This is a genomic window from Mariprofundus erugo (assembly GCF_005818865.1).
Lineage (GTDB): Bacteria > Pseudomonadota > Zetaproteobacteria > Mariprofundales > Mariprofundaceae > Mariprofundus > Mariprofundus erugo.
The window spans coordinates 155,589-169,285 of sequence record NZ_VBRY01000003.1; the positions used below are offsets into that span (position 1 = coordinate 155,589).

The 13,697-nt window shown below is 57.8% G+C and carries 9 protein-coding genes; all 9 read left to right on the top strand.

Translation table 11 applies throughout. The features are described from left to right. Window positions 1-64 precede the first annotated feature (64 nt). The 9 genes from glmU to FEF65_RS04320 all read left to right on the top strand — a co-directional run bounded on the left by glmU (window position 65) and on the right by FEF65_RS04320 (window position 13,695). Window positions 65-1,462 carry a bifunctional UDP-N-acetylglucosamine diphosphorylase/glucosamine-1-phosphate N-acetyltransferase GlmU gene (gene glmU / locus FEF65_RS04280; protein ID WP_138238553.1) on the top strand — a complete coding sequence of 466 codons (1,398 nt, stop codon included), beginning with the start codon at window positions 65-67 and terminating at the stop codon, window positions 1,460-1,462. After that, on the top strand, window positions 1,462-3,291 hold the full coding sequence (glmS, locus tag FEF65_RS04285; RefSeq protein ID WP_138238554.1) for a glutamine--fructose-6-phosphate transaminase (isomerizing): 1,830 nt from the start codon (window positions 1,462-1,464) through the stop codon (window positions 3,289-3,291). Before glmU ends, glmS begins: the two co-directional genes overlap by 1 nt. A gap of 188 nt (window positions 3,292-3,479) precedes the next feature. Beyond that, complete coding sequence (locus FEF65_RS04290; protein ID WP_238701175.1) at window positions 3,480-4,679, top strand: acetate/propionate family kinase; 1,200 nt, start codon at window positions 3,480-3,482, stop codon at window positions 4,677-4,679. A 109-nt stretch (window positions 4,680-4,788) separates the two neighbouring features. Beyond that, on the top strand, window positions 4,789-6,906 hold the full coding sequence (pta, locus tag FEF65_RS04295; protein WP_138238556.1) for a phosphate acetyltransferase: 2,118 nt from the start codon (window positions 4,789-4,791) through the stop codon (window positions 6,904-6,906). Between the two features lie 88 nt (window positions 6,907-6,994). Continuing rightward, window positions 6,995-7,879 (top strand): shikimate dehydrogenase family protein, encoded by an 885-nt coding sequence (locus tag FEF65_RS04300; RefSeq protein WP_138238557.1) that lies wholly within the window; start codon window positions 6,995-6,997, stop codon window positions 7,877-7,879. Next, complete coding sequence (gene pilB / locus FEF65_RS04305; RefSeq protein ID WP_138238558.1) at window positions 7,876-9,573, top strand: type IV-A pilus assembly ATPase PilB; 1,698 nt, start codon at window positions 7,876-7,878, stop codon at window positions 9,571-9,573. Before FEF65_RS04300 ends, pilB begins: the two co-directional genes overlap by 4 nt. Next, window positions 9,573-10,766, top strand: coding sequence for a type II secretion system F family protein (locus FEF65_RS04310; RefSeq protein WP_138238684.1), 1,194 nt, complete (start codon window positions 9,573-9,575; stop codon window positions 10,764-10,766). Before pilB ends, FEF65_RS04310 begins: the two co-directional genes overlap by 1 nt. 39 nt (window positions 10,767-10,805) lie before the next feature. Further along, window positions 10,806-12,332: an ATP-binding protein gene (locus FEF65_RS04315; protein WP_138238559.1), complete on the top strand. Its 1,527-nt coding sequence runs from the start codon at window positions 10,806-10,808 to the stop codon at window positions 12,330-12,332. After that, entirely contained in the window at window positions 12,325-13,695 is a 1,371-nt protein-coding gene (locus FEF65_RS04320; RefSeq protein WP_138238560.1) for a sigma-54-dependent transcriptional regulator, read from the top strand. Before FEF65_RS04315 ends, FEF65_RS04320 begins: the two co-directional genes overlap by 8 nt. Window positions 13,696-13,697: the final 2 nt, after the last annotated feature.

The following is a 13,697-nucleotide window of genomic DNA, read 5'->3' on the forward strand; positions in this document are numbered from 1 at the left end:
CGGGCTGCATTCAGCGGAATTTCATCTATAATCCTGCCCATTGTTTTTGGCCGGAGGAACTTTCATGAACAAACTGCATTACCCTGATCTGCAGGTCTGCGTGCTGGCTGCGGGTAAGGGCAAGCGTATGCATTCAAATTTGCCCAAGGTACTTCACCGTGTGCTTGGTCGCGCCATGATCGACTATGTATTGCACAGTGCCGAGGCCCTGTGTCCGAAGGCGATTGCCGTTGTGACCGGTCACGCCTCCGAGAAGGTACGCGAACATGTCGGCCAGCCGATTAACCTTGAGTGGGTGATTCAGGACAAGCAGCTGGGTACCGGCCATGCAGTCAGCCAGTGCGAAGAAGTGATTCGTGATGTGCGTGATGTGCTGATTGTCTGCGGTGATACACCACTGCTCAGCTGGCAGACGCTGGCTAATCTTGTCGATGAGCACAGACGTCTGGATGCGGATGTGACGGTGCTGACCGCGCAGCCAGCCAACCCGTTCGGTTACGGTCGCATTGTGCGTGATGCGGACGGGCGAGTGCGTACGATCGTGGAAGAGAAGGATGCCAGCGATGATGAGCGCGCGATTGGCGAGGTAAGCAGCGGCATCTACTGCGTACGTCATGCGGTGCTGTTTGACCTCTTGCGCTCGATCGGTAACAGCAACGCACAGGGCGAGTACTATCTGCCTGATATCGTGCCACTGGCACTGGCGGCAGGTCAGCGTGTGGATGCGGTTCTGATGTCTGATCCGGATGAAATGATGGGCGTCAATGACCGGGTCAACCTGGCCATGGTCGAGGATTTGATGCAACGCCGGATTATTCGTGACTGGCAGTTGCGCGGGGTTACGATCGAGAAGCCGGATACGGTGCGCATTGAAGCAGGTGTCAGTATCGGTATTGATACAGTGATTCAGGCCGGTTGCTATCTGATTGGCCGCACCCATATTGGCGATGAGTGCCGGGTGGGCCCCAACTCCGTGCTTGTCGACGCATGGCTGGATGACCGGGTGAATGTATTCGCCTTCAGTCATATTCATGGTGCAAGCGTTGGTTCCGATGCCTCGATCGGTCCATATGCCCGTCTGCGTCCTGAGGCGAGGCTGGATGAGCAGGTTCATATCGGTAACTTTGTTGAGGTGAAAAAGGCTGTGGTGGGGCGTGGCAGCAAAATCAATCACCTCAGTTATATCGGTGATGCCTCGGTGGGTGTTGATTGCAATATCGGGGCAGGCACCATCACCTGCAATTATGACGGTGCCAACAAGTTTAAAACCGAGATCGGTGATCGTGTCTTCGTCGGCTCCGATACCCAGTTGATCGCCCCGGTTCGCGTCGCCGATGATGCAACCATCGGTGCAGGCAGTACCATCACCCGTGATGTCGAGCCCGGTGGGCTGACGCTGAGTGAGCGTACGCAGCAGCGATATGTTGCCAACTGGAAGCGCCCGGAAAAGGAATCACGCTAATGTGTGGTATTATCGGGGCCCTCTCATCCCGTGCCAGGGTACAGGGCCATTTGCTCGATGCATTGCAGAAAATGGAGTACCGTGGTTATGACAGTGCCGGCATCTGTGTGGCGGATCAGGGTGTGCTGCACTGTGCAAAAGCGGCCGGAAAGCTGGCAAAATTGCGTGAAAAACTGGCGGGCTCCGCCTGTGATGGTTCGATCGGCATCGGCCATACCCGCTGGGCAACCCACGGGGCGCCCAATGAGGTGAATGCACATCCGCATATCTCCGCACACTGTGCGATTGTGCATAACGGTATTATTGAAAACCATGCCCAGTTGCGGCGTCAGTTGACGTCGGCAGGGCTGAGCTTTGCATCGGATACTGATACCGAAGTCATACCTGCCATGCTCTCGACCCTGCTGGATAAGTGCAGTTATACAGGTCAGGCCTGGCATCAGATGTTGCAGTCGCTGGATGGGGCCTATGCACTGGCCGGATTGATCGACATCACGCCGGATACCCTCTGGTTTGCCCGTAAGGGGAGCCCGCTGCTGCTGGCGCGCCGGGGGAATGATTACTTCGTTGCATCCGATGCGCTTGCCGTTGCTGATCTGGCGGATGAGGTGATGTACCTGCGCGAGGGAGAGTGGGGTTGTGCGAGTCATGATGGCTGCCAGGTCTTTGATGCCGAAGGGCGCATGGTTGCCTGTCAGTGGCAGGAGATGCCGGTTGCTGCCGGCAGCACAGACAAAGGTGTCTACCGCCATTATATGGAAAAAGAGATTCACGAGCAGCCAGCGGTGCTGGAACGGATTCTCAACGCCTATATTGATGACGCCGCGATTCACTTTCCGGATGCGCCGTGGTTATCCACCGATCCGCTGCCTGAACGGATTGTCATGGTCGCTTGTGGTACCTCCTACCATGCGGCGCTTACTGCCCGCTACTGGCTGGAGCGCTATCTGAAGGTATCGGTTGAGGTCGATGTGGCTTCCGAATACCGTTATCGTAATCCGGTCATTGGTGAGCGGACGATGCTGATTACGCTCTCCCAGTCCGGTGAAACTGCCGATACACTTGAAGCAATGCGGTTGTTCAAGTCGACGACGCCGAATAATCGGGCGTTGTCGATTTGTAATGTGGCGAGTGCTTCACTGCCGCGTGAATCGGATGGTCTGATCGAGTTGCTGGCCGGTCCGGAAATCGGTGTGGCCTCCACCAAGGCCTATCTGGCGCAATTGTCGGTGCTCGCTCTGGTGGCGCTGCATATGGCCCGCCGGGCAGGGGCGATGCCGCAAGCGGAGCTTGAAGAGCATATCGCCAATCTGTGGCATACGGTGGATGGTCTGGCCGAGATGCTGACGCGGACTGCCGCGGTCAGCTCGGTGGTACCGCTGTTTGCCCGCGCGCACGGAGCCCTGTTTCTCGGGCGCGGCCCCTGCTATCCACTGGCGCTGGAAGGCGCCCTGAAGCTGAAGGAGATCTCCTATCTGCATGCTGAAGGGTATGCGGCCGGAGAGATGAAGCATGGTCCGATTGCCCTGATCGACAGTAATCTGCCGGTGATCGTGATTGCGCCACAGCAATATCAGCTGGATAAAGTGCTCTCCAACCTCAGAGAGGTGCAGGCTCGCGGTGCCAGGGTGATTCTGTTGACCGATCTGCCGGAGCAGGAGTGGCCTGAGGATGTGGACCGGATTATGGCTGTGCCGGAAGGGGATTATTTTACCACACCGCTGCTGGTCTGTGTGCCACTGCAGTTGCTGGCCTATGAAGTGGCGCTGGCAAAAGGAACCGATGTCGATCAGCCACGCAATCTGGCCAAGTCGGTGACGGTGGAGTAACGCCGCAGCTGTCAGGCTGCATTCTCCCGTTTCATGGTGAATGGCAGCGGATTTTTGCAATGTAAAGCCAGACAGGTCTTGCCCTGTCTGGCTTTTTTCTTGCTTGGCGGATGAGGAACTGGTGGTTCTGTTGTGTTACCATGCGAGCACAATATTTGAGTGTGAACGGGGTTTCGAGGGTTTGGAATATGATTCTGGTGATTAATACGGGCAGTTCATCGATCAAAATGGCGCTGCTTGAGATGCCCTCCGAAAGAGTCATCGCTGAAGGTGCGGCGGTTCGTCTGGGTGAAGAGGAGGCCTCGCTCAACTGGAATGTGGGCGGTGATATTCAGCATGTGGCCCTGCCTGCAGCCGGGCCCGATGTGGCGATGCAGCAGATGCTTGCGATTCTCTTTCGCCGTATGGATAAAGAGCGGATTACCGCGGTTGGGCACCGTGTGGTGCATGGTGGCGAGCGGTTTATTGCGCCGACGTTGCTCGATGACGCCGTCATTGCCGCTATTGAAGAGCTGTCCCATCTGGCCCCGCTGCATAATCCTCCCAACCTGCTCGGTATTCGTGCAGCCATGCGTCACCTTCCTGCGGTTGCGCATATTGCTGTGTTCGACACAGCCTTTCACCATGCCATGCCGTTGCATGCCAGCCTCTATGCCGTGCCTTATCGCTGGTACAGTGAGTATGGTGTGCGGCGCTACGGGTTTCATGGCACCAGCCACCATTATGTGGCGCAACAGGCGGCAGACAGACTGGGGCGCAGTTTTTCTGACTGTCATCTGCTGACGGCGCACCTGGGCAATGGCTGTAGTGCTGCCGCCATTGCCGGCGGTATCAGTGTCGACACAACCATGGGAATGACGCCGCTGGAAGGGCTGGTGATGGGGACAAGAAGTGGTGATGTGGACCCCGGTCTGCATGATTATATGGCCAGGCAGACCGGCGCTTCCCTGTCAGAGATTACAGCTGCATTGAATCGTCAGTCCGGCCTGCTTGGCCTATCCGGTCGCAGCAATGATATGCGTGCCCTGTTGGCGGCAGCGGATGAGGGCGATGTACGTGCCGGGCTGGCTGTGGACATATTCTGTTTTCGCCTGGCCAAGGCACTGGCCGGGCTGGCCGTTTCACTGGGGCAAATTGATGCTCTCATATTTACCGGTGGCATTGGTGAGCATGCGGATGTGGTGCGGGCCAAAACGGTGCAGCACCTTTCTCTGTTGGGGCTGGTGCTGGATGCGCATCGCAATAGTGAGCATGGCCGCCTCTCCGGTGGCCTGATCAGTGCTGTCGGGGCACAGGTGCCTGTGCTGGTGATCGCCACCAGTGAGGAGACCATGATCGCCCGTTATGTGGTCGATATGTTGCAGCGGCTCGACAGGACGGCTGAATAGAGGGTATTGCCGGCCAGTAACGCGGCGCCTGATGTATAGCCAGCCGCTGCAGTCGTTAATGACTGGCGCAGTGGCAGCGGGTTATCAGTAATAGGAGTTAATAGATCAGATGAGTCATGCATTTCTGCTTGTTTCTACAGGTGCCGGGGCGGGGCTGACAACGGTCAGTCTGGGGCTTGTGCGGGCGCTTGATCGTATGGGCATTCATACCGGTTTTTGCAAGCCGATCGCCCAGTTGCACGATGGCGACCACGGGCCTGAGCGTTCCACCCAGTTAATCGAGCATGTGACCAGCATTACGCCGCCGCAGCCGATCAGTTTGCGCCATGCGACCGCTCTGCTCGGCTCTGACCAGGAGGGGTTGCTGATGGAAGAGGTCATTGCCCTCTATCGTCAGAGTGCCGCACATGCCGATGTTGTCGTGGTTGAAGGGCTGGTGGCAGATGGCCATGCCGGTTATGCGACCCGGCTGAATGCCGGAGTTGCCCGAGCACTGGATGCCGAAGTGATTCTGGTTGGCAAGCCGGAGCCCGATCTTGATGAGTATATCGATATTGCTGCTACAGCGTTTGCCGGTGATAACGGCTCGGCCCTGATTGGTATTATCCTTAATAAACTGGGGGCCGCCGGTGGCGGCCACGCGGCACTGCAGGCGGATGAGCTGCAGACCTACGGTGGCAGCTGCGTCTGGCCGGTGCTGCCGGATACGCTGTCGGAGACCATGGCGACCCGTCCTTTTCATTATATCGGCGGCATTCCATGGCAGGCACGTTTGATTGCTCCCCGCATGAGCGATGTGGCCGATTATCTGGGGGCCAAAAGCATCGGTGCCGCCGACCTGCAGGCCAGGCGTGTGCAGCGCATCGAGGTATGCGCCCGTACCGTGGCCAATACCATCGGTGTCTATCAACCCAATACCCTGCTGATTTTTCCGGGGGATCGTGAGGATGTGTTTATCGCAGCCTGTATGGCCGCGCTGAACGGGGTGCCTCTTGCCGGGATTTTATTGACCGGCGGATTGCAGCCGCATGCATGTGTGATGGAACTGTGTGCGCAGGCGCTGCATACCGGACTGCCACTGCTTCTGGTGGAGAGCAGCTCATACCAGACCGCGGCACTGTTGGCGCAGATGCCGGCAGAAGTTGCGGTGGATGATTACGCGCTGATTGATCAGGCGATGGATCATGTGGCCAACCATCTTGACAGTCCGTGGCTGAAGGCTCGCTGTGCACTGGATCGGCGGGCACGCATCTCTCCGGCGGCATTCCGTTATCAGCTGATTCAGCAGGCCAGTCAGGCGAAGCGGCGAATTGTCCTGCCTGAAGGGGACGAACCACGCACGATTATGGCCGCCTATCAGTGTGGTCAGCGTGGCGTTGCCCAATGTATTTTATTGGGGAATCCGGAAAAGATTCAGCAGGTTGCGGCATCGCAGGGGATTGTACTGGGTGATACGGTGACGATTGTGGATCCGGCGCGCGTTCGCCTGCGCTATGTTGAACCGATGGTGGCTCTGCGTCGCCATAAGGGGATGACCAGCCAGATGGCCGAAGACCAGTTGCAGGCACGCATTGTACTCGGGACGATGATGCTGGCGGAAGGCGATGTGGATGGTCTCGTTGCCGGCGCCCTGCACTCAACCGCCAATACGGTGCGCCCTGCCTTCCAGCTTATCGGAACCAGCGCATCGGCCGAGCTTGTCTCATCGGTATTTTTCATGTGTTTGCCGGATCAGGTCGTGGTGTATGGTGACTGTGCCATTAATCCTGATCCGGATGCCGCCCAGCTTGCTGATATTGCCATTCAGAGTGCCGACTCAGCCAGGCGCTTTGGCCTTGAACCGAGGGTGGCCATGATCAGTTACAGTACCGGTGAGTCAGGTGCCGGTACGGATGTCGACAAGGTGAGGGCGGCCACTCGTATGGTCAGGGAGCGGAGGCCTGATCTGCTGGTGGATGGCCCGCTGCAATATGATGCAGCGGCAAGTGCCGAGGTCGGCATGAGCAAGGCGCCGTCCAGTCAGGTAGCCGGTCGGGCCAATGTGTTTGTATTCCCGGATCTGAATACGGGCAATACCACCTACAAGGCGGTGCAGCGCAGCGCTCATGTGGTCAGCATCGGGCCGATGCTGCAGGGATTGCGCAAGCCCGTGAATGACCTCTCGCGCGGTGCTTCGGTTGAGGATATTGTCTATACCATCGCCCTGACAGCCATTCAGGCGGGATGAGATGATTGAGCTGCATTGTTTCGGGAGGGGCGGGGGCGAGATGACAATCTTTGACACCTTGGCTTCCCCTTCCTAAGCTCACGGGAGCATGAAAATCGACGCAATGACCACCCTCTACGGGATTATCGGCTGGCCCGTTTCCCACTCCCTTTCGCCGCTATTTCAGAACGGCTTTATCGAGCATAGCGGTAAAAATGCGGCTTATGTCTCGTTCCCTGTGGCTCCTGATCAGCTGGAGCCGGCACTCGATGGCCTGTGGGCGCTCGGTGTGGCGGGCTTCAATGTGACCGTGCCGCACAAGGAGCAGGCTTTTGTACGCACGCAAGCCGATGCCGATGCGCGCCTGATCGGAGCTGTGAATACTGTGCGTCGCAGTGATGCCGGCTGGCAGGCAACGAATACCGACTGGCAGGGCTTCCGCTCTGTGGTCGAGGGGTTGCAACTGCCGTTGCAGGGCGCTGATGTGCTGCTGTTTGGCGCCGGTGGTACTTCACGCGCAGTGCTGCATGCGCTGGCCTCACTGCAGGTGGGGCGTCTGTTTATCTGTAATCGCAATCCGGATCGTCTGACGGCTCTGATTGATCATGCCCGGCAGGCCTATCCGGCATTGTCATGCCTGCCGCTGGCGTGGGATCAGCAGGCTGTCGATCGCGTTTGTGCGACGGCCCCGCTGCTGGTCAATACCACCAGTGTCGGTTTGAAGGATGGTCAGCAGTTTCCGTTTGTGCTGTCCGGGGCGGGAGCCGCGATGGATGCTGTCTATCGTCCGGATGGTGACACCGCCTTCACGCTTGCTGCGCGGGAGGCCGGGCGTATGGCGGTGGACGGTTTACCGATGCTGATCAGCCAGGGGGCGGCCGCCTTTGCCTGGTGGCATGACTGTGCCATGCCTGACTGCCTGGCTTCACTGCGTCATATCGAGGAGCAGCTGGGGCGGACGCCCTGCCATTTGCCGGGCTGGGGTCGGGAATGAGCCGCTCACGTCTGGGCGATATCCTGCTGATGCAGGGACGGATCAGTCGTGAACAACTGGACAGATTGCTGCATGAGGCTCGAATCCATGGGGATACACTGACGGCTCAGCTGGTCAAGCAGGGGGTGTTCGGGGAAAGTGATCTGGTGACCTTTATTGCCAGGTCGTACGGTTGCCCGATCGTCGATTTTGCGACGACTCCGGTTGATATGGATGCCGCTCGCCTGTCGCTGGATCTGCTGCGCAGTCATATGATTGCGCCGATCGGGCGCAAGGGCAAGACGTTGCGGCTTGCCGTTGCCGACCCGTATGATATCGGAGGGCTGGATGAGGTGGCCTTCATTACCGGCTGTCAGCTTGATGTCGCAGTGACGGCCGAGAGTCAGCTGATTGGCGCCATTGAGCTGCTCAGTCAGGCCGACTCCCATCTTCAGGAGGTGATGGCGGATCTTGGTGCCCAGGATGTCGAGGTGGTCGACACCAGTACCGAAGATGTGGATGAGCTGTCACTCTCTGCTAAGACCGAGGCGGCACCGGTTGTCCGCCTGGTTAACCTGATCCTTCTGGAGGCGATCAAGCGCGGGGCCTCTGATATTCACCTTGAACCCTATGAGAAGGTTATGCGCGTGCGTTATCGCGTCGATGGTGTATTGCATGAGGTGATGCGCCCCAGCATGGGCATGAAGGATGCGATCGTTTCCCGGCTTAAAATTCTTGCCCGGCTTGATATATCCGAGCGCCGCCTGCCGCAGGACGGGCGTATCAAGTTGCGCCTCTCACGCACAAAAACGGTTGATTTCCGCGTGTCCGTATTGCCGACACTGTTTGGCGAGAAAGTGGTGATGCGTCTGCTGGATCCATCGAGCCTGCAGCTGGATATGACGCTGCTCGGCTATGACAGCCAATCGCTGGCATGGTTGAAGCATGCCATCAGCCGCCCTTATGGCATGGTGCTGGTGACCGGGCCTACCGGTTCGGGAAAAACGGTGAGTCTCTATTCGGCGGTCAGTGAGCTGAATCAGCCCGGGGTCAATATTTCGACGGCGGAAGACCCCGTCGAGTTCAACTTTATGGGCATTAATCAGGTCAACGTGCATCCGGAGATCGGCCTCGACTTTCCATCCGTACTGCGCTCGTTTCTGCGTCAGGATCCGGATGTGATTCTGGTGGGTGAGATCCGCGATCATGAAACGGCGGCCATTGCCATCAAGGCGGCATTAACCGGCCATCTGGTACTGGCAACACTGCATACCAATGATGCGCCGTCGACGATGATCCGGCTGGTCAATATGGGGATTGAGCCGTTTCTTGTCGGCTCGGCCATCAATCTGGTGACGGCCCAGCGTCTGGCCCGCTGCATTTGCAGCCAGTGCAAGGCACCGGATGATGTGCCGCATGAGGCTCTGCTCGATGCCGGGGTGCCGGAGAGCGAGCTTTCCCTGTATCAGCCGATGCATGGCATGGGTTGTGCTGTCTGTAATGGGACCGGTTATAAAGGGCGGACGGGCATCTATCAGGTGATGCCTGTTTTTGATGAGATTCGGGATGCGGTGTATGCTGGCGGAAATACAGATGTGATCAGTGCCGTTGCCACCCGGATGGGGGTAAAATCGCTGCGCATGGCGGCACTGGAGAAGGTGAAAATGGGCGAGATATCCTTGGCGGAATGTCTGCGCGTGACGGTGACAGACTGATGCCGCTGTTTACCTGGCAGGCGAAAAACAAACAGGGCATGGCTCAGAGCGGTGAGCTGGATGTGGCCAATAAAGAGGTGGCTGCAGCAATTTTGCGCCGGCGTGGCCTGCAGTCGATTCAGGTGAAAAAAAAGCCGATCGAGATCAACCTTTTCCCCGAGAAAGTGGAGGAGAAGGATATCTCGATCTTTTTTCGCCAGCTCTCCACGATGATCAATGCCGGGCTTCCTCTGGTGCAATGCTTCGAGCTGGCTGAGCGGGGCACGGAAAAAAAGGCGATGGTCAAATTGCTCAATGATGTGCGAACAAACCTTGAAGGGGGTAATCCGCTCGGCGAGACGATGCGCAAATTCCCCGAGCAGTTTGATCGTCTGACCTGTGCGCTGGTGGAGGCCGGAGAGCAGGGTGGTATTCTTGATACCATTTTATTGCGTCTGTGCCAGTACAAGGAAAAGGCACTGGCTCTGAAGGCGAAGATCAAGTCGGCGATGGTCTATCCGATCGCCATTCTGTGCGTCTCTTTTATTGTGACGTCGATCCTGATGATCTTTGTGATTCCTGTTTTTGGCGAGATGTTTGCCGACGTGGGGGCCGAGTTACCGGCTCCGACGCGCATCACCATGGCCATTTCAGACCTTTTTGTGACCTACTGGTATCTGGTGGTTGGCGTCCCTGTTGCGATCGTCATGGGGATTCGCGCGCTTTATAAAACACCGAAAGGGCATTATCAGCTGGATAAGTTGCTGCTGGCGTTGCCGGTGCTGGGGGATGTACTGCGCAAGGCCTCTGTGGCCCGTTTTTGCCGTACCTTTTCGACCCTGACGGCGGCCGGTGTGCCGATTCTTGAGTCACTCGATACGGTGGCTGAAACATCCGGCAATGTGATTATCGAAGAGGTCATTCTTTCCTCCAAGGAGTCCATCTCCCAGGGACAGACGCTGACGGCACCACTGGAGGCGAGTAAAATTTTCCCGGTGATGGTGACCCAGATGATATCCATCGGTGAGCAGACCGGCAGCCTTGAAGAGATGCTGGCCAAAATTGCCGATTTTTATGAAGAAGAGGTGGATACTGCTGTCGAGAATATGCAGCAGCTGATGGAGCCGGTGATCATGGTCTTTCTCGGTGGTGTTATCGGAGGGCTGGTGATTTCCATGTATCTGCCGATCTTCCAGATGGCATCACTGGTGTAATTGCATGGGGGCAGGAGGGGGCGGTCCATCCGCCTGGCGATGAAACCGATTTTTTACCGCGCGCTGGCCGGGGGGGCTATCGCACTGGTGCTGATGGCGTGGATTTACCCGACAGCGCCGTTTCAGTCATTGATCGTCATCATCGCAGTGTTGTTTCTGCTGTCGCTGCTGTTGCAGGCATGGCTCGCTGTCAGTCGTTTTGATGAGCGTCGCCAATGGGCGTTCCGGTTTACGATCGATATTGTTCTTGCTTCGTTGCTGTTGCTGGCCACCGGTGGCATTGACAGCCCGTTTTCATTTCTGCTTGGCCTGATCATTATCTCTTCAGGCGCCTTTGCCTGGTTTATGTTGCCCCTGGTGATGACGGTGCTGGCCTGTATCTGCTATTTGATGGCGGTGTATGGTGAGTTGTGGCTGATTGGCATGCCGATGCCGGACACCGCCGAGGCACTGCATATTTTGCTGCAGGTCTCCGCCCTGATGCTGGTTGGAGGGATTATGGCGGCGATTGCCCGTCGCCATGCCGGTTTGCGTGCCAGCAGTGATCGGGCGCTCAGTCAGCACAGACGCCTGAAAGACCTTCATGACAAGTTGATGGCGGCGATGTGTGAGGGTGTGATTGTGCTGGATGAACACCTTGAGGTCAGCGATATGAATGCCGCCGCCGGGATGTTGCTGGGTGAGCAGCCGATTTCGGTGCTGACCTCGCTGCCGGCGATTGCCAGTTGTCTGCATCACGGGGGGCGGCCGGGGTGCCAGTGCGAATACCGGCAAGGGGAGCAGGTGTTGCTGGTTGCGGTGACCCGCCTGAGCAACGACGCGGATGCCGTCTGGCTGCTGACACTGGTGGATATCAGTGAACTCCGGCATATGGAGTGGCAGATGCATCAGCAGGAGAAAATGGCGGCACTGGGGCAGATGGCTGCGATGCTGGCCCATGAGATACGAAACCCCGTGCAGACCATGGCACAGGGGCTGGAGATTTTGCCGGCCGGTGAGGTCAAGGGGGTGAATATCCGCAATATTTTGCACGATGAAATGTTGCGTTTGAATCGTCTGGTGACCACCATGCTGAATTACTCACAGCCATTGCAGCCGGAGCCGGCCCTGATTTATATGCCGGCCGTGATCAGGGCGGCGCTGATGCAGTTGAAATTTAGCGAACAGTGCGCCGTGGATATCCGTTGCGAGCTGGATCAGCTACAGATTGACGGCGATCACTTTCGTCTGGTGCTGGATAATTTGCTGAGCAATGCGGTGTTGAACAGTCCGCCGGACGGGCGCGTCAGGGTGGGGTTGACGGGGGGAGAGCTGGAGTGGCAGCTGCGTGTATGCAATCGCGGGACAATCGCCGAAAATGTTCGCGAACGTCTGTTTGAACCCTTTGTCAGCGGTCGTTCCTGTGGTGTGGGACTCGGTCTTGCCACGGTTCGCCAGGTTTGCGCGGTGAATCACTGGCGTGTGGGTCTGCAGCAGGAGGGTGAGCTGATCTGTTTTTGTGTAAGTGGTGGCGGCGTTGTGGCAGATCCGCATGATGAGGCGTGGGCGGGGATGGCTCATGGCTGATCTGTTGCTGGTGGAAGATGAAGCCAATGCGCGCCGGATTTTGTCACTGGGGCTGGAGTTGCAGGGGCATCGCGTCACGGCATGTGGTTCTGTCGCAGAGGCCGAGGCCAGCATGCGGGCGACGCCATTTGATGTGGTGCTGACCGATCTGCGCATGGACGGACATGATGCAGGCCTTGAGGTGATTGCCATCTGTCGCCAGTTGCAGCCTGCCGCCCGGGTGCTGTTGCTGACGGCCTATGCCAGTGCTGAAACGGCTGTCGCAGCGATGAAGCAGGGCGCTTATGACTACCTGACCAAACCGGTATCCGGGGAGGAGCTTGCTGCCGCTGTGGAGCGGGCGTTGTTCGATGTGGCCGGAAGTCATGCCAGCACCTCCTCTGCAGGTGGTGAAGAGGAGGATGGCAGCGAAAATACGCTGATCGGTCATTCGGATGCCATGCGGCGCGTGCGCGATCGCTTGCAACGGGCAGCAAAATCGACATTTACCGTACTGATCAGTGGCGAGTCAGGTACCGGCAAGGAGCTGGCTGCGCGTTATGTGCATGCCGCTTCAGCGCGCAGCAAGGGGGTGTTTGTACCTGTCCATTGCGGTGCCATTCCTGAAGGGCTGTTTGAGTCGGAGCTGTTTGGTCATCGACGGGGCGCCTTTACCGGCGCGGAGTTTGATCGTGTCGGCCTGATCGAAGCCGCAGCCGGTGGTACACTGTTTCTTGATGAAATTGGCGAGATGCCGTTGCCGGCGCAGGTGAAGTTGCTGAGGGCATTGCAGGAGCGGCGGATTCGGCGAGTGGGCGATGATTGCGAGCGGGATGTCGATATCCGTGTGATTGCAGCAACCAATCGCGATCTTGAGGCCGAAGTCCGACGTGGCACTTTTCGCGAAGACCTCTTTTTTCGACTGAATGTTGTACCGGTCCATATGCCGGCCCTGCGTCAGCGACGGGAGGATATTCCAGAGCTGGCCCGTGCGATTGTGCGGCGCTGGAGTGAAGGGCGGGTACGATTAAGTGAGCCGTGTCTGACGCGCCTGATGACGTTGCCCTTTATGGGCAATGTGCGCGAGCTTGAGAACCTGCTGCAGCGCATGCTGGCGCTCTCCGATAGTCAGGAGCTGGATATTGCGCTGCTGGACGAGATGTATTCCGGGTTGCACAGCGCCCCCCAGGTGTCGCTGCAGTCGTTGCATGATGATGGTGTAAGTCTTGATGCATGGCTGGAGGCGAGCGAGCGGCAGATGATCGACCAGGCGCTGATGAAAACAGGTGGGAATATTACCCGTGCGGCGGAGGAGTTGGGGGTCAGCTTTCGCTCGCTGCGATACAGGCTGAAAAAGAGTGGCCTCGATGGTGATCAGGAGTGAGT